At 72.8% G+C, this 23549-nt stretch carries 18 protein-coding genes; 17 read left to right on the forward strand and 1 reads right to left on the reverse strand.

Translation table 11 applies throughout. The features are described 5' to 3' along the window. Window positions 1-147 precede the first annotated feature (147 nt). The 8 genes from OHL10_RS12995 (at window position 148) to OHL10_RS13030 (ending at window position 10588) form a co-directional block, all read left to right on the forward strand. Window positions 148-1269, forward strand: a complete 1122-nt coding sequence (locus OHL10_RS12995; RefSeq protein WP_265522638.1) for a PQQ-dependent sugar dehydrogenase — start codon at window positions 148-150, stop codon at window positions 1267-1269. Between the two features lie 363 nt (window positions 1270-1632). After that, window positions 1633-2925: a resuscitation-promoting factor gene (locus tag OHL10_RS13000; RefSeq protein WP_265522639.1), complete on the forward strand. Its 1293-nt coding sequence runs from the start codon at window positions 1633-1635 to the stop codon at window positions 2923-2925. A gap of 49 nt (window positions 2926-2974) precedes the next feature. After that, window positions 2975-4606, forward strand: a complete 1632-nt coding sequence (metG, locus tag OHL10_RS13005) for a methionine--tRNA ligase (protein ID WP_265522640.1) — start codon at window positions 2975-2977, stop codon at window positions 4604-4606. Window positions 4607-4756: 150 nt separating this feature from the next. Beyond that, window positions 4757-5668 carry a TatD family hydrolase gene (locus tag OHL10_RS13010; protein WP_265522641.1) on the forward strand — a complete coding sequence of 304 codons (912 nt, stop codon included), beginning with the start codon at window positions 4757-4759 and terminating at the stop codon, window positions 5666-5668. A 139-nt stretch (window positions 5669-5807) separates the two neighbouring features. Next, window positions 5808-6977, forward strand: coding sequence for a resuscitation-promoting factor (locus OHL10_RS13015; protein ID WP_265522642.1), 1170 nt, complete (start codon window positions 5808-5810; stop codon window positions 6975-6977). A gap of 324 nt (window positions 6978-7301) precedes the next feature. Next, the gene (locus tag OHL10_RS13020; protein ID WP_265522643.1) at window positions 7302-8660 is read left to right on the forward strand and encodes a resuscitation-promoting factor; all 1359 of its coding nucleotides are present in this window, start codon (window positions 7302-7304) and stop codon (window positions 8658-8660) included. 45 nt (window positions 8661-8705) lie between these two features. Continuing rightward, complete coding sequence (rsmA, locus tag OHL10_RS13025; RefSeq protein WP_265522644.1) at window positions 8706-9653, forward strand: 16S rRNA (adenine(1518)-N(6)/adenine(1519)-N(6))-dimethyltransferase RsmA; 948 nt, start codon at window positions 8706-8708, stop codon at window positions 9651-9653. Next, the gene (locus tag OHL10_RS13030; RefSeq protein ID WP_265522645.1) at window positions 9650-10588 is read left to right on the forward strand and encodes a 4-(cytidine 5'-diphospho)-2-C-methyl-D-erythritol kinase; all 939 of its coding nucleotides are present in this window, start codon (window positions 9650-9652) and stop codon (window positions 10586-10588) included. Before rsmA ends, OHL10_RS13030 begins: the two co-directional genes overlap by 4 nt. Window positions 10589-10600: 12 nt before the next feature. Here the strand turns inward: OHL10_RS13030 and OHL10_RS13035 are convergent, their stop codons facing one another. After that, window positions 10601-11617: an acetylxylan esterase gene (locus OHL10_RS13035; protein WP_265522646.1), complete on the reverse strand. Its 1017-nt coding sequence runs from the start codon at window positions 11615-11617 to the stop codon at window positions 10601-10603. Window positions 11618-11906: 289 nt separating this feature from the next. Here OHL10_RS13035 and OHL10_RS13040 point away from each other — a divergent pair, with 289 nt between their 5' ends. The 9 genes from OHL10_RS13040 (at window position 11907) to OHL10_RS13080 (ending at window position 23530) form a co-directional block, all read left to right on the forward strand. After that, complete coding sequence (locus OHL10_RS13040) at window positions 11907-13877, forward strand: beta-xylosidase family glycoside hydrolase (protein ID WP_265522647.1); 1971 nt, start codon at window positions 11907-11909, stop codon at window positions 13875-13877. A 138-nt stretch (window positions 13878-14015) separates the two neighbouring features. Further along, window positions 14016-15047: a LacI family DNA-binding transcriptional regulator gene (locus tag OHL10_RS13045; RefSeq protein ID WP_265522648.1), complete on the forward strand. Its 1032-nt coding sequence runs from the start codon at window positions 14016-14018 to the stop codon at window positions 15045-15047. A 77-nt stretch (window positions 15048-15124) separates the two neighbouring features. Beyond that, the gene (locus OHL10_RS13050; protein WP_265522649.1) at window positions 15125-16780 is read left to right on the forward strand and encodes an FAD-dependent oxidoreductase; all 1656 of its coding nucleotides are present in this window, start codon (window positions 15125-15127) and stop codon (window positions 16778-16780) included. A gap of 48 nt (window positions 16781-16828) precedes the next feature. Beyond that, entirely contained in the window at window positions 16829-18142 is a 1314-nt protein-coding gene (locus OHL10_RS13055; protein ID WP_265522650.1) for an ABC transporter substrate-binding protein, read from the forward strand. 2 nt (window positions 18143-18144) lie between these two features. Beyond that, window positions 18145-19095, forward strand: a complete 951-nt coding sequence (locus OHL10_RS13060) for a carbohydrate ABC transporter permease (RefSeq protein ID WP_265522651.1) — start codon at window positions 18145-18147, stop codon at window positions 19093-19095. A 4-nt stretch (window positions 19096-19099) separates the two neighbouring features. Next, the gene (locus OHL10_RS13065) at window positions 19100-20047 is read left to right on the forward strand and encodes a carbohydrate ABC transporter permease (RefSeq protein ID WP_265522652.1); all 948 of its coding nucleotides are present in this window, start codon (window positions 19100-19102) and stop codon (window positions 20045-20047) included. A 42-nt stretch (window positions 20048-20089) separates the two neighbouring features. After that, entirely contained in the window at window positions 20090-21937 is a 1848-nt protein-coding gene (locus OHL10_RS13070) for an ABC-F family ATP-binding cassette domain-containing protein (RefSeq protein ID WP_265522653.1), read from the forward strand. Window positions 21938-22048: 111 nt separating this feature from the next. Beyond that, on the forward strand, window positions 22049-22642 hold the full coding sequence (locus OHL10_RS13075) for a redoxin family protein (RefSeq protein ID WP_265522654.1): 594 nt from the start codon (window positions 22049-22051) through the stop codon (window positions 22640-22642). 3 nt (window positions 22643-22645) lie between these two features. Then, window positions 22646-23530 (forward strand): cytochrome c biogenesis CcdA family protein, encoded by an 885-nt coding sequence (locus OHL10_RS13080; RefSeq protein ID WP_265522655.1) that lies wholly within the window; start codon window positions 22646-22648, stop codon window positions 23528-23530. The last annotated feature ends 19 nt before the right edge of the window (window positions 23531-23549 follow it).

Consider the following 23549-nt stretch of genomic DNA (forward strand, 5'->3'; position numbering starts at 1 on the left):
GCCGTGATGATGGCAGGCATGAGTGGGGCGGCGCGACCAGATGACGGGCGACCCTGGGCACGGTTCGCCGGCGCGGCCGCCGTGCTGCTGCTCGCTGTCGGCTGCACGTCACCCGGGGCGCAAGCCCCTGAGAGCCCGGCGGACACGGTGACGAGCACGACTGCTCCGCCGTCCTCGCCCTCCCCGGAGGAGGACGAGCCGTCGCCCGAGGATCCTCCCGAGTCGTCGCTGCGGGCGGTGCCCGAGGTCGACGTCGAGGTGAGCACGGTCGCGGAAGGCCTCGCCGCACCCTGGGGGCTCGCCCCGCTCGCGGACGGTCGGCTCCTGGTGTCGTTGCGCGACGAGCGCACCCTGATCCTCGTCGACCCGCAGGACGGCTCGACCACGCAGGTCACGGGCCCGGGGGCCGACGACCTGCGCGAGCGCACCGACGCGACCGGCGAGGGCGGGCTCATGGGGCTCGCACTGGACCCGGACGACGAGGAGATGCTCTACGTGTACCGGACCGGTGTCGCCGCGAACGAGGTGCTGCGCGGGCGGCAGGCGGACGGCACGCTCGCGGACCTCGAACCGGTCGTCACCGACATCCCCAAGGCGGGCAACCACAACGGCGGGCGCCTCGCGTTCGGGCCGGACGGGTACCTCTACGTCGCGACGGGGGACGCCGCGCAGCCGGGCACGTCCCAGGACCCGGACGCGCTCGGCGGCAAGATCCTGCGGGTCACGACGGACGGTGAGCCCGCTCCCGGCAACCCCGACGAGGGCTCGCCGGTGTGGAGCCTGGGGCACCGCAACGTCCAGGGCCTGGGCTGGGACGCGACGGAGCGGATGTTCGCGAGCGAGTTCGGTCAGAACCGGCTGGACGAGCTGAACGTCGTCGAGCCGGGGGCGAACTACGGCTGGCCGGAGCGCGAGGGCACCGAGGGGGGCGGCGGCGACGGGCTCGTCGACCCGATCGTCACGTGGGAGACCTCGCGGGCGAGCCCGAGCGGGCTGGCGGTCACGGACGAGGGGGTCTACGTCGCCGGGCTGCGCGGGCAGGTGCTGTGGCGCGTGCCCTTCGCGGAGGGCCCCGGGGGTGTGCCCGACGACGGGTGGTCGGCTGACGCGTTCGGCGAGCCGCAGGCGCTGCTCACCGACGTCGGGCGCGTGCGGACGGTCGTGGCGCGCCCCGACGGCGGGCTGTGGGTGCTGACGAACAACACGGACGGGCGGGGCAGTCCCCGCGCGGGGGACGACCGTCTGCTCAGCGTGTCGGTCGACTCGTGAGCGGGGCGGTGACGACCACCCGGGCGGGGCGGTGACGACCACCCGGGCTTGGATCCAGATAACGAATCGGTTACGGTCGAGTGTCCTCGCGTGCTGGACCTCACCGACAGGTGTAGGCGTGCGCGCCGGGACGGGGTGTCCCAGACCGAGGCGCGCAGCGCTCGCGAGACACCGCACGACAGCCGGATCGGCTGGTCGAGAGCGGACGAACCGTCCCACGCCCCCCAGGGTGCCCACGCACCTCCCGCCGTGGGACGCGCAATCGACCACCGTGCCGGGAAGCCCGAGGACAGGACCCGAGTGAAGCACCTCTTCCGCAGGACCGCACGCGCGGCCGACCCGACTGATTCGAGCACCCACGCCATGACCGACAGCACCCTGCACGACGTCCCGGGCGGCGACGCCCCGGACGCCGCCACCCCGGTCGGCAGCACCGCTGCCCGTCGTCGCCGCTGGCCGATCGTCGCCGGCGCGACCGCCGTCGCGGTCCTCGCGACCGGCGCGGTGGCCTACGGCAACGCGCGCAAGACGGTCGAGCTCGACGTCGACGGCCAGGTCGTCTCCGTGACGACGTTCGCCGGGTCGGTCCAGGGGTTGCTCGACGAGGAAGAGATCAGCGTCGACGAGCGCGACCTCGTGGCGCCCGGCCCCGACGCCGCGCTGAGCAACGGGACCGACGTCGTCGTGCGCACGGCCCGCCAGGTGACGGTCGAGACCGACGGCGAGCAGGCCGACGTCTGGTTCACCGTGCTCGACGCCGACGAGGCGCTCGAGACCCTGGCCGCCCGCGGCGGTGACGTCCGTCTCGTCGCCTCGCGCTCCGCGACCGACGGTCGTGCGTCGCTCGCGCTGAGCCTCGACACGGACGGTCCGGTCAACGTCGTCGCCGACGGCGAGAGCGTCGTCGCCCCGGACGGCAGCATCGGGATCGACGCGATCCTCGACCGCGAGGGCATCGTCCTCGAGGAGCTGGACCGCGTGCACGTCGAGCGTGACGAGTCGCAGGACCCCGCGGTCTCCCTCGTCGTGCAGCGCGTCGTCGTCGAGGAGAAGAAGAAGACCAAGGCGATCGACTTCGAGACCGTCACGAAGACGGACCCCGACCGCTACGAGGACCTCGACCCGGTCGTCGAGCGCAAGGGTTCCAAGGGTGAGCACACGACCGTCTACTCCGTGACGACCGTCGACGGCGAGGAGGAGTCCCGCGAGACGGTCTCGAAGGGCGTGACCACCGAGCCCGTCGACAAGATCGTCGTCGAGGGCACCAAGGAGCGCCCCGCGCCGGAGCCCGAGCCCGCCGCGACGAGCAGCGGGTCGAGCGGGTCGTCGGGCTCGTCCCCGGGCCCGACCGTCTCCGGTTCCCCGCAGGAGATCGCGCGCCAGATGGTTGCCGACCGCGGCTGGGGTGCCGACCAGTTCCAGTGCCTCGACAACCTGTTCACCAAGGAGTCGAACTGGAACCCGTCGGCGCAGAACCCGTCCTCGGGCGCCTACGGCATCCCGCAGTCCCTGCCCGGCAACAAGATGGCCACGGCGGGCAGCGACTGGCGCACCAACCCGGCGACGCAGATCACCTGGGGCCTGGACTACATCTCCGGGCGCTACGGCACGCCGTGCGGTGCGTGGGCGCACTCGCAGGCGAACAACTGGTACTGAGCCGGAATCCCGGCGCGAGCGTCGGGCGTGGCGAACTACGATGTGAACCATGCCCGACGCCGCCCGCAAGAGCTTCTACCTCACGACGCCGATCTACTACGTGAACGACGCCCCGCACATCGGGCACGCGTACACGACGGTCGCTGCGGACGTGATCACCCGCTGGCACCGCCAGCGCCAGGAGAACGTCTGGTTCCTCACGGGGACCGACGAGCACGGGCAGAAGGTCATGCGCACGGCCGAGGCCAACGGCGTGAGCCCGCAGGAGTGGGCGGACCGTCTGGTCGAGGGCTCGTGGAAGCCGGTGCTGCAGACGATCGACGCGATCAACGACGACTTCATCCGCACCACGCAGCCGCGCCACACCGAGCGTGTGCAGGCCTTCATCCAGGACCTGCACGACAAGGGCGAGATCTACGCCGGGTCGTACGAGGGCCCGTACTGCGTGGGCTGCGAGGAGTACAAGCTGCCCGGCGAGCTGATCGACGGCACGGGCGAGTACGAGGGCCTCAAGCTCTGCCCGATCCACGGCCGGCCGGTCGAGATGCTCTCGGAGCAGAACTACTTCTTCCGGATGAGCGCGTACACCGAGCGTCTGCTCGCCCTCTACGAGGAGCACCCGGAGTTCGTCCAGCCGGCCAGCGCGCGCAACGAGGTCCTCGCGTTCGTCCGTGGTGGGCTGCAGGACCTCTCGATCTCGCGGAACACGTTCGACTGGGGCGTGCCGATCCCGTGGGACACCACCCACGTGCTCTACGTGTGGTTCGACGCGCTGCTCAACTACGCGACCGCCGTCGGGCTGGGCAGCGACGACCCGCAGGAGAAGGCGCGGTTCGCGTCGACGTGGCCGGCGGACGTGCACCTCGTGGGCAAGGACATCCTGCGGTTCCACGCCGTGATCTGGCCGGCCATGCTCATGGCGGCGGGTCTGCCGCTGCCGACGACGGTGTTCGCGCACGGCTGGCTGCTCGTCGGCGGCGAGAAGATGAGCAAGTCGAAGCTGACGGGCATCGCGCCGAGCCAGATCATCGACCACTTCGGGTCGGACGCGTTCCGGTACTACTTCCTCCGCGCGATCGCGTTCGGGCAGGACGGGTCGTTCTCCTGGGAGGACCTGAGCGCCCGCTACCACGCGGAGCTCGCGAACGGCTTCGGCAACCTCGCCTCGCGGGTCGCGGCGATGGTCGGCAAGTACTACGGCGGTGCGCTGCCGGCCGCGGGCGAGGCGACCGACGCCGAGCGCGCGCTGGAGCAGGTCGCGGCGAAGGCCGTGGCGGACGCCGAGGCGGCGATCGACCGGCTCGCGCTGCAGGACGCGATCAACGCGGTGTGGACGCTCGTCGACGCCACGAACGTGTACATCACCGAGCAGGAGCCCTGGAAGGTCGCGAAGCTCCCCGAGGAGCAGGCGCCCGACGGCGGTGCGGTCCAGGGCGGTCGCCTCGCCACGGTGCTGGTCACCGCGGCGGAGGCGCTGCGCTCGCTGGCGGTCCTGCTGCACCCGGTGACGCCGAAGGCCGCCGATGCGCTGTGGGAGTCGCTCGGTGCCGAGGCGCCGCTCGGCGCGCTCGCCCTCCAGCCCGTCGACGGTGCGGGCCGCTTCGGGACGCTGCCGGCCGGCACGACCATCACCAAGGGCGCCTCGCTCTTCCCGCGCCTCGAGGACCCCGTCGTCGCCTGACACCCGCCCGCGAGAGAGAACCGAGGTCCGCGAGGTAGACCCGAGGTCCGCGAGATAGAACTCCAGTGCGCGAGGTAGAACCCCAGTGCGCGACCAGGGTTCTATCTCGCGAGCCGGGGTTCTACCTCGCGCAGGAGAGGAGAGGGTCCGTTGGCCAAGAGCCGTGACCGCGGATGGCCGGCCGACCCCGAGCCGCTGCCGCTGCCGGTCGTCGACAACCACACGCACCTCGAGTCGGTGGCCGACGTCCTGCCCGACGGCGAGCCCGTCCCGAGCGTCGACGAGCACGTGCGGCGCGCCGCGGCCGTCGGGGTGGACCGGATGGTGCAGGTGGGCTGCGACCTGCCGTCGGCCCGCCTGACCGCCGAGCTGGTCCGTGAGCACCCCGCGCTCGTCGGGGCCGTGGCGATCCACCCGAACGAGGCGACGCTGCACGGGGGCGTCACCGAGGTCGGCCCCGACGGCCTCGTCCCGTCCCCGCAGGCCCGCCACGCGATCGGGCTCGACGCCGCGGTCGCGGAGATCGCGGACCTCGCCCGGGCCAACGACCGCATCCGCGCGATCGGCGAGACCGGCATGGACCTGTTCCGTACAGGACCGGCAGGCGCTGACGTACAGCGCGCCTCGTTCCGGGCCCACGTGGCCCTCGCGAAGGAGCTGGGGCTGCCGCTGCAGATCCACGACCGCGACGCCCACGCCGAGGTCCTCGAGGTGCTGCGCACCGACGGCGCCCCCGAGCGCACGGTCTTCCACTGCTACTCCGGCGACGTCGAGATGGCGCGGTACTGCGCCGAGCAGGGCTGGTACCTCTCGTTCGCCGGGCCGCTCACGTTCCGAGCCAACGACCACCTGCGCGCGGCGCTCGCCACCGTGCCGCTGTCCCAGGTGCTCGTCGAGACCGACGCGCCCTACCTCACCCCCCACCCGCACCGCGGCCGCCCGAACGCGCCGTACCTGCTGCCGCTGACCGTGCGGACCGTCGCCGAGGTGACCGGCACGCCGCTGCACGAGGTGTGCCGCCAGGTGTCCGTGTCGTCCGAGGACGTCTACGGACCCTGGTAGGCCCGCGTTCTCGCCGGTGTGGCCTTTCCGGATCGTCCCGATTCGGCTACGGTCGTGCCGGGCTCTCGCCCCCACGTCGCGGGGTCTCCCGCGAGGGGCGTACCGGCGCCCGACAGGCTGACGAACAGGTAGGTGATCCGTGCTCGCTCCCGACGGGACGATGCGTCGGCGCGTGACGCGGCTCGTCGCGCAGGGCGTCGTCGTGGCGAGCATCGTCGGGGCGACCAGCGCGTTCGCGACGATGCACAAGTCGCTGGTGATCGACGTCGACGGCGAGGTCCGGTCGGTGAGCGCCTACGGCCGGACCGTCGGCGAGGTCCTCGACTACCGCGACATCTCGGTCGACCCTGCCGACCTCGTCGAGCCGGCCGCGAGCGAGGCGGCGCGCAACGGGTCGACGATCGTCGTGCGCACGAGCCGCGACGTGACGCTCGAGATCGACGGTCAGGTGCAGACGATCACGACGACGGCGCGCACCGTCGGGGAGCTCCTCACCGCGCTGGGCCCGCGCGCGGAGGGCGCGGTGACCTCCGCGTCACGCTCCGAGGTGCTCGGGCGGGGCGAGCTGCGGGTCTCGACGCTCAAGACCGTGCACGTCGCGGTCGACGGCGCGGTCATGCCGATCACGACGGCCGAGCCGGTCGTCCGCGGCGTGCTGTCGCACGCGGGCATCGTCCTGGGCGAGGGCGACGACACGTCGGCACCGCTGGACGCGGCCGCCGTCGACGGGATGCTCGTGCTCGTCAGCCGGGCGTCGACCGCGTCGGACAAGGTGACCGAGGTGCTGCCGTTCGACAGCCAGGAGATCGAGGATCCGAGCCTCCCGCGCGGGCACCGGGTCGTGGAGACCTCCGGGCTGGCGGGCGAGGCCGTGACGACCTACGCCGTCCGGACGCTGGAGGGCGCGGAGGTCTCGCGCGAGGTCGTGGCACGGGTCGTCACACGCGAACCGCGCGACGAGGTGATCCGCATCGGGACGTTCAACCCGTCGAGCGTGTCCGTCGACCCGGGCTCGGCGCGAGCGTTGGGCCGTTCGCTGGCGGCGCAGCGGGGGTGGGGCGACGACCAGTTCGTGTGCCTCGACAACCTGTGGACCAAGGAGAGCAACTGGCGCGTCAACGCGGAGAACCCGTCGAGCGGTGCCTACGGGATCCCGCAGTCGCTGCCTGGTACCAAGATGGCGTCGGCTGGCGCGGACTGGCGGACCAACCCGGCGACGCAGATCACGTGGGGTCTCGGGTACATCGAGGGGCGCTACGGGTCGCCGTGCGGCGCATGGGGTCACTCGCGGGAGGTCGGCTGGTACTGACGGGTGGAACGACGAGCGGGTGACATTCGCCTGGATACCCGGACAGAACGTGCGTTCGGACGCGTCCGAACGCCGTCCGGGGTTGGCGGGAGATAACGAATCGGTTACGGTCGATTGTCGCGTGGTCCTCCGGACTCGCGGCACGCCCACCCGCAGGACCGTCGTCCGACGGTGCAACGGAGGGGCGAGAGCAGCCGGATCGGCAGTTCGAGACCAGCGGTGACCTCCCTCGGGTGGTCGCGTCGCAGCCCTTCGCGGCGACATCGTTGAGGCGCACCTGCGCCGTCGGACCCCGTGCCCGGGTACTTCGACGACTGGACCCGAGTGACGAACCCCTTCCGCCGGACCGCGAGAGCGGCCGACGCTCAGCCGAGCGCCGAGACCATGCCCCTGCAGCTGCACGACCCCGCCCAGGCCGCCGTCCCCCCGGACGCCGCAGAGCCGGGCCCCACCACTTCCCGCCGTCGTCGCTGGCCCCTGATCGCCGGCGCCACCGCGGTCGCACTCCTCGCCACGGGTGCCGTCGCGTACGGCAACGCGCGCAAGACCGTCCAGCTCGACATCGACGGCCAGATCACCACCGTGACCACCTTCGCTGGTTCCGTCGAGGGCTTCCTCGACGAGCAGGAGGTGCGCACGGGCGAGCGTGACGTCGTCGCACCCGCCGTCGACGCGCCGCTGCAGAACGGCAGCGAGGTCGTCGTGCGCTACGGGCGCCAGGTCACCGTCGAGACCGACGGTAAGCAGGACGACATCTGGCTCACCGCGCTCGACGCGGACGAGGCCCTCGCCGACCTCTCGTCGCGCGGCGGCGACGTCCGCCTCGTGGCGTCCCGCTCGGCCACCGACGGGCGTCCGTCGCTCGGCCTGCGCCTGAACACCGACGGACCCGTCAACGTCGTCGCCGACGGCGAGGCCGAGGTCGCGCCGGACGGCTCGATCGGCATCGACGCGATCCTCGACCAGCAGGGCGTCGTGCTCGAAGAGCTCGACCGGATTCACGTCGCGCGCGACGAGGAGGAGACCCCGGCGGTCTCGCTCGTCGTCCAGCGGGTCGTGGTCGAGGAGCAGAAGAAGACCAAGAAGATCGACTTCGAGACGGTCACGAAGTCCGACGCGAACCGTTACGAGGACCTCCCCACCGTGGTCGAGGAGGAGGGCAAGAAGGGCGTGCACACGACGGTCTTCAGCGTCACCCTCGTCGACGGCGAGGAGGAGTCCCGCGAGACCCTCTCGAAGGGCGTGACGTCGCCCCCGGTCGACCGTGTCCTCGTCGAGGGCACCAAGGAGCGCCCCGAGCCCGAGCCTGAGCCGGCCCCCGCCCCTGCCGCGAGCTCGTCCGGGTCGAGCAGCTCCGGCTCCTCGTCCAGCGGTTCGTCCTCGTCGGGCTCGAGCGGTTCGTCCGACGCCGACGTCTCGTCGGGGTCCTCGGGCGCGGCCGCGAGCGGTGACGTCTGGGCGGCCCTCGCGCAGTGCGAGTCGGGCGGCAACCCGTCCACGAACACCGGCAACGGCTACTACGGCATGTACCAGTTCTCGCTGCCGACGTGGCAGGCCATGGGTGGTACCGGCCTGCCGTCCGACGCGTCGGCCGCCGAGCAGACGCGTCTCGCCAAGAAGCTGCAGGCAGCGTCGGGCTGGGGCCAGTGGCCGCACTGCTCGAGCAAACTCGGCCTGCGTTGACCGGACGTTCCGGCGGGTGCGCCCGCCGCCGGTAGGCTCACGTCCATGAACGACACCCCGAACGCCCTGCTCGGTCCTGCGGAGATCCGCGACCTGGCAGGGCGTCTCGGTGTCCGGCCCACGAAGACCCTCGGGCAGAACTTCGTGCACGACGGCGGCACGGTGCGCAAGATCGTGCGCACCGCCGGCATCGGGCCGGGGGACCAGGTCGTCGAGGTCGGGCCGGGTCTCGGCTCGCTGACGCTCGGGCTGCTCGACGCCGGGGCGAGCGTCGTCGCCGTGGAGATCGACCCGGTGCTCGCCGCGGAGCTCGGTCGTACCGTGGCCCGGCACCTGCCCGACGACGCCGCGCGCCTGACGGTCGTCGGTGCGGACGCGCTCGATGTCACCGAGCTGCCCGGACCGCCACCCACCGCGCTCGTGGCGAACCTGCCCTACAACGTCGCGGTGCCCGTGCTGCTCACGTTCCTCGAGCGGTTCGACTCGCTCGAGCGGGTGCTCGTCATGGTGCAGGCCGAGGTCGCGGACCGGCTCGCGGCGCCGCCCGGCAACCGCACCTACGGCGTCCCGTCGGTCAAGGCGGCCTGGTACGCGTCGGCGCGCCGTGCCGGCACGGTCGGGCGCAGCGTGTTCTGGCCGGTGCCGAACGTCGACTCGGCCCTGGTGGCGCTCGAGCGTCGGGACCCGCCACCGACCACGGCGACCCGCTCGCAGGTGTTCGCGGTGGTGGATGCCGCGTTCGCCCAGCGGCGCAAGATGCTGCGGTCGGCCCTCGCGCAGCTCGCGGGCTCGCCCGCCCGCGCGCGGGCGGTGCTCGAGCATGCCGGGGTCGATCCCGAGGCTCGCGGGGAGCGGCTCGAGATCGCCGACTTCGCCCGGATCGCCGAGGCGCTGGCGACCGTGCCGGCAGTCGATGCCGTTCCTGACGGCCCGCGGGGCACGTCCGCCTCGTCGCGCGCCGGGTCCGGTGGACCTGGCACAGTGGACGCGTGACCCCGCACCTCGCCGCCGCGCCACCCGTGTCGGTGCGGGTCCGTGCGCCAGGGAAGGTCAACCTCTCGCTGCGGGTGGGTGCGCGCCAGGACGACGGCTACCACCCGCTGGTGACGATCTTCCAGGCCGTGAGCCTCGTCGAGGAGGTACACGCGCAGCAGGTCCCGGACGGCTCCGGGATCTCCGTGTCGGTGACCGGGACCCACGCCGAGCGAGTCCCCACCGACTCGTCGAACATCGTGTGGCAGGCGGCCGAGGCCTTGGCCCGGTACGCGGGGGTGGCGCCCGACGTGCACCTGGACATCGTCAAGGGAGTCCCGGTGGCCGGGGGGATGGCCGGCGGCTCGGCCGACGGCGCCGCCGCGCTGCTCGCCTGCGACGCGCTCTGGGAGACGGGCGTGGGCCGGGCAGAGCTCATGGACCTCGCGGCAGGGCTGGGTGCGGACGTCCCGTTCGGTCTCGTGGGCCACACCGCCGTCGGCACGGGACGCGGTCACCTGCTGACGCCGGCCATGGCCCGGGGAGAGTTCCACTGGGTCTTCGCCGTCCGCGACGAGGGGCTGCCCACCGTCGAGGTCTTCCGGGTGTTCGACGACGTCGTCGGCGGGACCCCGGACGTCGAGCTCGCGGACGACACCGAGCTCATGCAGGCCCTGCGGGCCGGGGACGCCGTCGGGCTGGGGCGTGCCCTGCACAACGATCTGCAGCGCGCGACGCTCGAGATGATGCCCGACCTCGCCCGGACCATGTCCGTCGCGCGCGACTCGGGCGCGCTGGGCGTCATCGTGTCCGGCTCGGGCCCGACGATCGCGGCGCTCGCCCGCAGCCGTCAGCACGCGCTGGCGATCGCGGCGTCGTGGACGGCGGCGGACGTCGCGGACGCGGTCTACTGCGCGACCGGCCCGACGCCCGGGGCGCGGGTCGTCCAGCACTGAGGTGGTACGCGCTCAGGCGCCGTGCGCACGCAGCCAGTCGAGCTGGCGCACGAACCGGTAGCCCTGCCCGCCCTCGTGCTGGTTGTACGGGTACACGTCGATCTCCTTGTCGACGGACCGGTCGATGTCACTGTCCATCTCCCGGCCGCCCTGCGCGCCGGACGTGTACCGGTTGAACGACGCGTACACGGTCGAGGGCGGGCAGACGGTGTCCATGAGGGCGACGGAGAACAGCGCCGGGGCGTTCGCGCGGACGGCGAAGTTCACGCCGTCCAGGTAGGACAAGGTCCGGAACACCCTCTCGGCCTGATCGCGGTGGACCGCGAGGTACTGCGTGATCTCCCCGTACGGCATGTCGCCGGTGGTCTCCACGGCCCGGCGGAAGTGACTGAGGAACGGGACGTCCGGCATCACGGCGAGCAGGTCGGGGACCAGGCCGGCGACGGCGAGCGCGATCCCGCCGCCCTGGCTCGTGCCGGTGACGGCGACCCGTGCCGGGTCGATCCCGTCGACGGTGCGCACGGCGTCGACGGCGCGCACGCCGTCGGTGAAGACGCGCCGGTAGTAGTGCTCGTGCGGGTCGTCGATCCCGCGCGTGAGGAACCCGGGGGCGGCCGGGCCGGACCCGCCCGGGTCGGGGGTGTCGCCGCCGGTTCCCCAGCGGCTGCCCTGGCCGCGCGTGTCCACGAGGAGGTGCGCGAACCCGGCGTTCGCCCACGTGAGGTGCTCGTGCGCGAGCCCTCGCCCGCCGCCGTACCCGACGAACTCGACGACCGCGGGCAGCAGCTCGGTCGCGCCCGCGGGGCGGACGAGCCACGCCTTGACCGGCTGTCCCGCGAAGCCCGGGAAGGTGACGTCGTCGACGTCGACCAGCCGCAGCCCGGTGGTCACCCGCTCGACCTGCGCGGCGCCCCCGTGGGCGCGCGACTCGGCGAGGGTGCGGGACCAGAACTCGTCGAAGTCCGCGGGCTCGGCCACCTGCGGGGCGTAGGCGGCGAGCTGGTCGGGGCCGAGGTCGAAGAACGGCACGACAGGTTCCTCCGGGTGGTCGGGGTGCACGGTGCGGTGCGACTCTAACGAACGTCTCCCCGGCCGGTCGTCGGCCGGCCGCCGTTAATAATGCGCATCATCGTGTTGACGCCCGTGCACGCCCGTTCACAGACTGCGACGGAGCCGGGGCGTGCCCCCGGTGGCCGGCGCGCGAGGAAGCCGCCGGCAGGAACCGACGGAGGTCCTCGTGACGAACCCGCGTCCCCATCCCCGCTCCCGCGCTCGTGCGCACCGTCTCCGGGCGGTGGCACGGCGAAGAACCCGGGCCGTGGCCGTCGGCGCCCTCCTGGTCGCCTCGACGACCCTCGCCCCGGCGGGCGCCGTGCCCCAGGCCCCGCAGCCCGCGTCCGCCGCAGCCACCACGGCGCCGCCTGCCGCCCCAGCGCCGTCGGAGTCGGACCTCCCGGTGTTCGACTACCGAGGCGTCATCACCGAGCCCGACGAGATGATCTACAACCCGACGGACGAGTTCATCTTCCCGAGCGTGTTCCACGCGGGTGCCCACCTCGAGGACCCGCTCGGCGAGTGGTACCTCTACCTCGCCCCGCACGACGACCCGGGCGGCATCATGCTCCTGTACGCGGACTCCCTCGAGGGCCCGTGGACCGAGTACGCGCAGAACCCGCTCATCAGCAACGACTGGCCGCCGCACTACGGCCCCGTGCCGCACGTCTCCTCCCCGGACGCCTTCTGGAACGCCGACGAGGGACGCCTGTTCCTCTACTTCCACGGCAACAACTCCACGACCCGCTACGCGACGTCCGCCGACGGGGTGACCTTCGAGTACGGCGGCGTGGCGGTGACCAACGCCGACGGCGGGCCCGGCACGACGGAGACGTCGTACGCGCGCGTGTTCGACCACCCGGACCCGGACTCCGCCTACCGGTACGCGATGTTCTACATGCAGAACCGGACGGACGACATCCGGCGCATCAAGGTCGCCGAGTCCGTCGACGGCCGCGACTGGGACGTGCGGGCGGACCCGCTCGTGGTGCCCGGCTGGGACGAGGGGCAGAACGTCTCCGGTGCGGACCTGTGGGAGTGGCAGGGGCAGCTCTACGTCGTCTACCACGGCTCCACCGGCATCATCCACGCCCGCACGGTCGACCCGACGCTCACGGACCTCGGCCCGGTGTGGACCCTGCACCGGTCGTCGGGGACGGGGGAGGACACCGGGCGCGTCGCCGCGCCGCAGATCGTGACCGACGGCGCGGACACCTACCTCTTCTACGAGTCCGGGGCGCGTCTGACGGGCGTGATCGCCTGGGCGAAGCGCGACCTGGACGCGGTGCGCCCGCCGCAGCCCGCGCCGGACCCGGACCCGCTGCGCGAGCAGTGCCGTGGGGCCGCGTCCGACGAGTTCGACGGGGACGAGCTCGGTGCGCCCTGGGCGCTCGTCCGGGCGGAGACGTCCCGCCACGAGGTCGCGGACGGCACGCTGACGATCCCCACCTACGCGAGCGGTGTCGCGGGGGCCGCGTTCCCGCTCCAGCCCGTGCCCGACGGCGCGTGGGAGGTCACGACACAGCTCGAGATCGAGCCGACGCAGGCGTACCAGCAGGCCGGGATCCTGCTGTACCGGAACGACTCGAGCTACGCCAAGATCGACTTCAACGTCGGCCAGGGCGGTCTGCGCTTCTCGTACCTGTGGCGCAACGCCGGTGTCGACCGCAACGCGTCCCAGGACTCGCGCGTGGTGCCGGCGGGCACCGCGACGACGGTGTGGGTGCGCCTGGCGAGCGACGGCGAGCAGGTGCGCTCCTTCGCGTCGATCGACGGCGTCGACTTCCGGGAGATCGGGCGCCCGGTGCCGCTCGCCACGCTCGCCCCGACCGGCGTCGGGCTCTCCGCGATGCGGGGGACGACGGGCGCGCCGGAGATCACGGCGTCGTTCGACTGGTTCCGCTGGACTCCCAGCGAGGCCGAGGCGGCGGAGTGCGCGACGGGTGAGCCGGCGGTCGAGGCGACGTCGCAGGTGCGCTGCCTCGCGGGCCGCGCCTACGTGGCCGTGAGCGCCCGCAACGTCTCCGACGGACCGGTGGCGGTGCGCCTGGCGACGGCGTACGGGGAGCGCACGGTGCACGACGTCGCGCCGGGGGCGAGCGTGTACCAGGCCTTCGGCGCCCGGGCGGCGTCGGTGGGCGCCGGGTCGGCGACGGTCATGGCCACGCCGGGCGGGGCCCACGACCCGGCACCGGTCCCGCTCGAGGTGCCGTACGCGGGGCTCGACTGCGACTGACCTGCGCGGCAGGCGGCCGTCCGATCAACCGATCGGGCGGCCGTCGGCCGTTAATAATGCGCATTATCTGATTGACCTCGTCCTGCACCTCTCGCGAGACTCCTTCCACGTCACCGATGACGCGATCGAGGAGGATCCATGCCGAGGCACCGCATCACCCAGGCCGACGTCGCCGCCATGGCGGGCGTGAGCCAGGCGACCGTCTCGTTCGTCCTCAACGACTCGACGCCGGCCGGGGTCCGGATCAGCGAGGAGACGCGCCTGCGTGTCCTCGACGCGATCAGGATCACCGGGTACTCGGCGAACCCCGTCGCGCAGCGGCTCGCCGGCGGGCGCAACCAGATCCTCGGGGTCTTCACCTACGAGGCGACGTTCCCCCGCGGTGGGCGCGACTTCTACGGCCCGTTCCTCGTGGGCATCGAGCACGCGGCCGAGACGCTCGGCATCGACATCCTGCTCTTCACCAGCGCCCGGGTCGAGGACGGCCGGCGCCGCCTGACCCGCGACGGCTGGCAGCGGCTGGGCATCGCCGACGGCTGCCTCCTCCTCGGCCAGCACGAGGACCGGGGCGAGCTGCAGCATCTGCTCGACACCAACTACCCGTTCGTCTTCATCGGCCGGCGCGGCAGCGACGGCGGCCGGCTGCCGTACGTCGGCGCCGACTACGCCGCCGCCACGACCCGTGCCGTCGCCCGGCTCTGCGAGGGGGGCCACGAGCGGATCGGGTACGTCGGCCCCCGCGGCACGGACCAACCCACGCTCGACCGTGTCGACGGCTACCGGGCGGCTCTCAAGGCGCGAGGGCTCGTGCCGCGCTTCGTCGAGGCCGAGGACCCCGACCAGTGCGCCGCGGAGATCCTCGACCTGCGGCTCAGCGCGGTGCTCGTCGCCCCGGAGCACGATCCCGACGCCCTGGTCGCGGCGCTCGGCGACCGCGGCGTCGGCGTCCCCGACGACGTCTCCGTCCTGCTCCTCGGGCAGCCGCACCACCGTCGGCCCGGCGCCACGAAGTGGTCCGGCTTCACCATCCCGCGCGAGGAGATGGGGGCCAGGGCGCTGCTCCTGCTCTCGCGACTCGTCGCCTCGGACGGGCCGGCCCCGTCCGAGCTGCACCAGCTCCTCGACTGCACCGACGTCGAGGGCGCGACCGTCGGCCCCGCGTCCACCTGACGCGCCGCGCCACCTGACGCGTCGCCCTTGACGCACCCCAACCACAGGCCAGCACCACCAAGAGATCGGACCAGCACGTGAGCAACCCCACTCCCAGCACCGCCAGCACTGCCAGCACCGGCGAGATCACCGCCGACGTCCTCGTCGTCGGAGCCGGGCTGGGCGGCGTCGCCGCGGCGCTCGCGGCGGCCGAGCGGGGGGCGCGCGTCGTCCTCACCGAGGAGTTCCCGTGGATCGGTGGCCAGCTCACGTCGCAGGCCGTCCCGCCCGACGAGCACCCGTGGGTCGAGAGCTTCGGTGTGACCGCGAGCTACCGGCGGCTGCGCGACGGCATCCGGGACACCTACCGTCGCTCGTACCCGCTGACGGACGCCGCGCGCGGGTGGGCCGGGCTCAACCCCGGCGCGGGCTGGGTGTCGAAGCTGTGCCACGAGCCGCGGGTCGCGGTCGGTGTGCTCGAGGAGATGCTCGCCCCGTGGCGGTCCGCCGGCCGGATCTCGCTCCTGGAGCGGGTGCGTCCGACGTCGGCCACCACGGACGGCGACCGGGTCACCTCGGTGACGCTCACCTCGCTGCTCGACGGCGCACGGACGCGCGTGATCGCCGGGTACGTCGTCGACGCGACCGAGACCGGTGAGCTCCTGCCGCTGACGGGGACGGAGTACGTCACCGGGTTCGAGTCGTCGGCCGAGACGGGGGAGCCCAGCGCACCGGACGAGGCGCAGCCGGGCAACGTGCAGGCCCTGAGCGTGTGCTTCGCGGTCGAGCACGTCGACGGCGACCGGACGATCGACCGGCCGGAGCGCTACGACTTCTGGCGCTCCTACCGCCCGGCGGCATGGAACGGCGCGCCGATGCTCTCGTGGCAGGCGCCGAACCCGCGCACGCTCGCGATGGACGTGCGCACCTTCACGCCGAACCCGGGGGACGACCCGCTGGCGGTCGACGCGGACCAGTCGAAGAACCCCGGCGACGGCAACCTGTGGACGTTCCGCCGGATCGCCGCCCGCGACCTCTTCGCGCCGGGGCACTACGCGAGCGACCTGTGCCTGGTGAACTGGCCGAGCATCGACTACTTCCTCGACCCGGTGCTCGACGTGCCCCAGGACGTCGTCGACGCCCGGGTCGCGGACGCCCGGCAGCTCAGCCTGTCGATGCTGTACTGGATGCAGACCGAGGCGCCCCGGCCTGACGGCGGCACCGGTTATCCCGGTCTGCGGCTGCGCCCCGATGTCATGGGCAGCGCCGACGGCCTGGCCCAGGCGCCGTACCACCGCGAGTCCCGCCGGCTGCGCGCGCTGACGACCGTCACCGAGAACGACGTCTCGTACGCGGTGCGGGGCGACCGCGGCGCGACGCGGTACGACGACAGCGTGGGTGTGGGGATGTACCGCATCGACCTGCACCCGTCGACCGGCGGCGACACGTACATCGACGTCGCGTCGACCCCGTTCGAGATCCCGCTGGGTGCGCTGATCCCGCAGCGGGTGACGAACCTGCTCGCGGCGAACAAGAACATCGGCACGACCCACGTCACGAACGGCTGCTACCGCCTGCACCCCGTCGAGTGGAACATCGGCGAGGCCGCCGGTCACCTCGCGGCGTTCTGCACGGACCGTGGCCTGCGACCGCACGAGGTGCAGTCCAAGGCCGACCTGCTCGCCGAGCTGCAGGCCGAGCTCACCGCCGCGGGCGTCGAGCTGCGCTGGCCGGCCGGCGCCCACCCCTACTGACGTGCCCCACCCCACCTCACCTGTCCGTCTCAGTCCGAAGGAGCACTGATGTCCCTCCACACCCCTCGCCGGTCCCCGGTCCTCGTCACCGGGGCCGCCGCCGTCCTGTCCTTGTCCCTGGCCGCGTGCGGCACCGGCTCCGACACCCCGGCCGGTGAGCCCGAGACCCCCGACGACCCGGTCGAGCTGCGGATGACCGTCTGGACCGCGGACGAGACCCAGCTCGCCCAGTTCCAGGAGATCGCCGACGCGTACGTCGAGGCGAACCCCGAGCTCGTCTCGGGCGTGACGTTCGAGACCGTCCCGTTCGAGGACTACACGACGTCGCTGACGACCCAGCTCGCGGGCGGCAACGCCCCGGACCTCGGCTGGATCCTCGAGTCCTACGCCCCGGAGTTCGTCTCCAGCGGGGCGCTCGTCGACCTCGCCCCCACGCTCCAGGCCACCGAGGAGTACGCGTACGACGACCTGCTCGACAGCTCGCTCGCCCTGTGGGGCGAGGACGACGCGCTCTTCGCGTACCCGTTCTCCAACAGCCCGTTCGCGGTCTTCGTCAACACCGACCAGGTCGCCGCCGCCGGTGCTGCGGACCCGGCGGAGCTCGTGGCGTCCGGGGAGTGGACGTACGACGAGGCGCGGGACGTCGCCACGGCGGCCGCCGCCGAGTCCGGCGGGCAGGGCCTGGTGGTCCGCGACTTCGAGTACCAGGTCTGGGAGAACCTCTCGACGGTCTGGGAGGGGTGGGGCGCCGCGCCGTGGAGCGAGGACGGCACGCAGTGCACCTTCACCGACCCGGAGATGGTCGAGGCGCTGACGTGGATCCACGACGCCACGTTCGTCGACGGCGCGATGCCCGGCCCCGGGACCACGGCCGACTTCTTCGCGGGCGACGCGGCCATGACCATCACCCAGATCAGCCGCGCGTCGTCGCTCGACGGGTCGTTCGCGTGGGACGTCGTCCCGCTCCCGGCCGGGCCCGCGGGCCAGCAGAACGTCATCGGGCAGGCGGGCATCGGGGTCTTCGCGAACGCCGACACCCCGCAGATCGCGGCGGACTTCCTCGCCTGGTTCACCAACCCGGAGAACGCCGAGACGCTCGCGGCGTACTTCCCGCCGCCGCGCGAGTCCCTCCTGACGTCGGCGACGCTCGCGGCCGCGAACCCGCTGCTCAGCGAGGAGCAGCTGCAGGCCGTCGTCGTCGAGGGCGTCCAGGGCGCCGTGACGAAGCCCGCGCACCAGAACTTCGCCCGGCTCCAGGACACCGTCCGCGCCGAGCTGGACGCGCTGTGGACCGCCGACGCCGACGTCGAGGCGGTGCTCGGCGACGTCTGCGGGGCGATCGATCCGCTCCTGGCGGACTGACCGTGGTCACCAGCGCCTCCGCGGTCGCCGTCGCCGCCGCGGAGCAGACGGGACGGCGACGGCGTCCCCGACGCTCTGCGGCGACGCGGCGCGACTGGCTCGTCGGGTACACCATGGTGGCGCCGCAGGTCCTCGGCGCCCTCGCCTTCGTCGTCGCCCCGCTCGTCGCGGTCTTCTGGTACTCGCTGCACGAGTGGAACGTCCTCGCGAACACGTTCACGTTCGCCGGCGCCGACAACTACGAGCGGATGCTCGCCGACCCCGGGCTGCGCGACTCCCTCGTCGCCAGCCTGTGGTTCTCCGTCGGGCTCGTCGCGCTCAACATCTCCCTCGCGCTGGTCCTCGCGGTCCTGCTCAACCAGAAGCTGCCCGGGACGACGACGTTCCGCACGTTCTTCTTCTCGCCGGTGGTCGTGTCCCTGGTCGCGTGGACGATCGTCTGGAGCTTCCTCCTGCAGGCGGACGGCGGGATCAACGGGTTCCTCGCGACGGTCGGGATCGACGGGCCGAACTGGTTGCGCGGGGAGGCCACCGCGATGCTCTCGGTGATCGTCGTGCAGGTCTTCAAGAACGTCGGACTCAACATGATCCTGTTCCTCGCGGCGCTGCAGGCGGTCCCCGTGGAGATCCAGGAGGCCGCCCGCATCGACGGCGCGTCGGCGTGGCGCCGGTTCCGCTCGATGACGCTGCCGCTCATCAGCCCGACGATCCTGCTCGTGTCGATCCTCACGATCGTGGGCTCGCTCGAGGTCTTCGCGCAGATCGCGGTCCTCACGGGGGGTGGGCCGGGGAACTCGACCACCGTCCTCGTCTACTACCTCTACCAGCAGGCGTTCCGGTTCAACGACTTCGGCTACGCGAGCTCGATCTCCGTCCTGCTGTTCGTCATCGTCCTCGTCCTGACACTGGTCCAGTGGCAGACGCGCAAGAGATGGGTCTTCCATGAAGTCTGACGTGATGAGCGCCCCCACCCCCGCCCCCCGGCAGGACGGCGTGCGGGCAGGAGCGGCGGGCGGGCGACGGCCGGACCGGCAGGTTGACGCGCGGGCACGCGCCGACTCCTCCGCGCGGCTCCGACGCCGCTGGGGCCGTGCGGGGCTGGTCGCGCTCCTGGTCGTCCTGAGCATCCCGTTCGTCTTCCCGACGTGGTGGATGGTGACCTCGAGCCTCAAGCCGATGAGCGAGATCCTGCGGTCGGTGCCGACCCTGTGGCCCCAGGACCCGTCGTTCGCCGCCTACGGCGAGGTCTTCGACCTGCAACCCTTCGCCCAGCAGTACTGGAACAGCCTCTACGTCGCGGTGCTGGTCACCGCCGGGACCATCCTGGTGTCGGCGCTCGCCGGCTACGCGTTCGCGCGCATCCGGTTCCCCGGGGCGAACGCGCTGTTCGTCCTCGTCCTCGTGGGCCTGCTCGTCCCGTCCGAGGTGACGATCGTGCCGCTGTTCCGCATGGTCAACTCGCTCGGGCTCATCGACACCCACTGGCCGCTCGTCGTCATCCCGATCTTCGGCGCACCGAGCGTGCTCGCGACGTTCATCATGCGGCAGTTCTTCCTCGGCCTGCCGGGCGAGCTCGAGGAGGCCGGGCGCATGGACGGGCTGGGGCGCTGGGGGATCTTCTGGCGGATCGCGTTCCCGCTCGCCCGGCCCGCGATCGCGGCCGTCGCGATCTTCACCTTCCTCAAGTCCTGGAACCTCTACCTCGAACCGATCGTCTACCTGTCCAGCCGGGAGAACTTCACGCTCCCGCAGGCGCTCACGCAGTACGTCGACGCGTACGGCGGACCCATGTGGAACGTCCAGCTCGCCGCGACCACGCTCACGGTCCTGCCCGTGCTCGCGGTGTTCCTCGTGGCCCAGCGACAGTTCGTCCAGGGCCTCGCGCACTCCGGGCTCAAGGGCTGACGGCGCGACCGACGAGCGGTCCGGGGCGACTACCCTCGTACGGTGGCTCATCTCCTCGGCGCGGACGGCGTCTCGCTCGTCGTCGGCACGCGCACGCTCTTCGACGGCATCGCTCTCGGTCTGGACGACGGTGACCGCGTCGGCGTCGTCGGCCCCAACGGCGCGGGCAAGTCGACCCTCCTGCGACTCCTCGCGGGGAGCCAGACGCCCGACGGCGGCCGGGTCACCCGGGTGGGTGGGCTGCGGATCGGCATGCTCGACCAGCGGGACGAGGCGGGCGAGGGCCAGTCGATCCGCGACCTCGTCCACGGGCAGTCCGCGGAGCACACCTGGGCGTCGGACGCGAGCACCCGTGCCGTGCACGCGGGGCTCCTCGCCGACCTCGACCTCGACGCCCCGGCCACGACCCTCTCGGGCGGGCAGCGGCGCCGGGTGGCGCTCGCGGCCCTGCTCGTCGCCGACCACGACGTGCTGTTCCTCGACGAGCCCACCAACCACCTCGACGTCGAGGGGGTGGCCTGGCTGGCCGAGCACCTGCAGGAGCGCTTCGGGCGGCCGAACGCCCGGGGTGCGCTCGTCGTCGTGACCCACGACCGGTGGTTCCTCGACGCGGTGTGCTCGCGCATGTGGGAGGTCCGCGGGGACGGATCGGGCGAGATCGAGGGCTACGAGGGCGGGTACGCGGCCTACGTCCTGGCGCGCGCCGAGCGGGCCCGCACCGCGGCCGTCAGCGCGGAGAAGCGCAACAACCTGCTGCGCAAGGAGCTCGCCTGGCTGCGCCGCGGGGCACCGGCCCGCACCTCGAAGCCGAAGTTCCGGCTCGACGCCGCCGCGGCCCTCATCGCCGACGAGCCCGCACCGCGCGACCCGCTCGAGCTGACGCAGATGGCCACCAAGCGCCTCGGCAAGGACGTGCTCGACCTCGAGGACGTCACCGTGCGGGTCCCGCCGCGCGGCGCCGAGCCGGGACGCACCCTCCTCGACGACGTCACGTGGCGCCTCGGCCCGGGGGACCGCTACGGCGTGGTCGGGGTCAACGGCGCGGGCAAGACGACGCTCCTCGCCCTGCTCGCCGGCCGCCGCCAGCCCGACGAGGGCCGGGTCAAGCGTGGCAAGACCATCCACGTCGCCGAGCTCACGCAGGACGTCGGCGAGCTCGACGACGTGGGCGGACTGCGGGTCGTCGAGCTCATCGAGCAGGAGAAGCGCACTGTCTCGGTCGGCGGCAAGGAGCTCACCGCGTCCCAGCTCGTCGAGCGGCTCGGCTTCACCCGGGAGCGCTCGCAGACGCTCGTGCGTGACCTCTCCGGCGGCGAGCGGCGGCGCCTGCAGCTCCTGCGGCTGCTCGTGGCGGAGCCGAACGTCCTGCTCCTCGACGAGCCCACGAACGACCTCGACACCGACACCCTGGCCGCCTTCGAGGACCTCCTCGACGGCTGGCCGGGCACGCTCGTCGTCGTCTCCCACGACCGCTACCTGCTGGAACGGGTCTGCGACCGGGAGGTCGCGCTCCTCGGTGACGGCACCATCCGGGACCTGCCCGGCGGCGTCGAGCAGTACCTCGAGCTGCGCCGCGCGGCCGTGCGGGACGGCGCCTCGGCCGCCGGGGAGCCCGCGGTCGCGGCGGACGGTGCGGCGCCCGGGCCGGCAGCAGGCGAGTCCGCAGCACCCACGAGCGCCGAGCTGCGGGCTGCGAAGAAGGAGATCGGTCGGATCGAGCGACGGTTGACCAAGATCGCCGAGCTCGAGGCCCGGCTGCACGACTCGATGGCGCAGAAGGCGACCGACCACGAGGCCGTCACGGCGCTCGCGGCGGACCTGCGCAAGCTCGCCGTCGAGAAGGACGAGCTCGAGGCCGCCTGGATGGAGGCGGCGGAGGTCGCCGGCTAGGGAGCTCGCGCGGCACGTCCGCCAGGTTCACGCGGCTCGTAGAGTGGTGGGAGGCGAGGCGCCGCGGACACATGCCCGGTGCGAGGTTCTCGACGACGAGGAGTCGACGTGATGAGGCGAGGCCGAGGGACGTTGACCGTCGCCACAGCGGCGGTGCTGCTGCTGGCCGGTTGTGCGAGCGCCGAGGACCCGCGACCTGCGGACGACGTGGTCACCGCCGAGCAGGACGTCGCCGAGCCGGAGACCCCAGAGCCGGACGCCGAGCCGGACGCCGAGCCGGACGCCGAGCCGGCAGGGTCGGCGGACTCGGCGCTCACGTTCACCGCGGAGACGCTCGACGGCGAGGACTTCGCCGCGTCGGACCTGACCGGCAGGCCGGTCGTGTTCTGGTTCTGGGCGCCGTGGTGCCCGACGTGCGTCTCCCAGTCCCCGCAGGTGCTCGACCTGGCCGAGGAGTACGGCGACGCGGTGAGCGTCGTCGGTGTCGCGGGCCTGGACGGGCTCGCGGCGATGGGGGACTTCGTCGAGATGACCGGCACCGGGAGCCTCACCCACCTGAACGACGAGAAGGGTGTGGTGTGGCGGCACTTCGGGATCACCGCGCAGAGCACGTTCGCCGTCGTCGACGCGGACGGCGTCGTCACCGACTCCGGCTACCTGGAGCCTGAGGAGCTGTCCGACCGGCTAGCCGACCTGGTCGGCTGAGACGTGGACGGGTTGCCGCTGGGGCTGGCGCTGGTGGCCGGGATGGTCGCCGTGGTGAACCCGTGCGGCTTCGCGCTGCTCCCGGCCTACGCGACGATGCTGGTGATGGGCAAGGACTCGCCGAGCCGGGCGGTCGCGGTCCGGCGAGCGCTCGCCTTCGCCCTGGCGATGACCGCCGGGTTCGTCGCGGTGTTCGGGCTGTTCGGGCTGCTGCTCACTCTTGTCTCCGGCGTCGGCGCGGTCCAGCGGTACCTCCCCTGGTTCACGGTGGTCCTCGGTGTGCTGCTGGTCGGGCTGGGGGTGTGGCTGCTGGCCGGGCGGGAGCTTCCCGGTCTGCGGATCGCCGGTGTCACGAGGCCGACGCTGACCCGGTCGGCGTCGTCCATGGCCCTGTTCGGTGTCGCCTACGCCACCGCGTCGCTCAGCTGCACCGTCGCGCCGTTCCTGGCCACGGTGGTGGCGAGCTTCCGGGCGGAGTCGGTCGCCGGTGGTCTCGCCGTGTTCGGCGCGTACGCGCTGGGCATGGGGCTGGTGATCGTCGCCGTCTCTCTGGCGGTGGCGCTCGCCCAGACGGCGGTGGTGACGTGGCTGCGGCAGGTCGGCCGGATCGTGCCCCGGCTGGGCGGTGGTCTGCTGGTCGTCGCCGGCGTGTACGTCGCGTACTACGGCTGGTACGAGATCCGGGTGCTGCGCGGCGGCGCGCCGGACGACCCGGTCATCGGGGCGGCGGAGGGCACCCAGCGCTGGCTGGCGGGCGGTGTGGACCGGCTCGGCGCCGGCGGCATGGCGGCGGTCGTCGCCGCGCTGCTGGTGCTCAGCGTCCTGCTGACCTGGTGGCTGCGCCGTCGGCACCGGGTCGCCGCGCCGGACGACCGACCCGGCACCTGACCCGGCGACCCGGCGACCG

Source organism: Oerskovia flava, from assembly GCF_026163685.1.
Taxonomy (GTDB): Bacteria; Actinomycetota; Actinomycetes; order Actinomycetales; family Cellulomonadaceae; genus Oerskovia_A; species Oerskovia_A flava.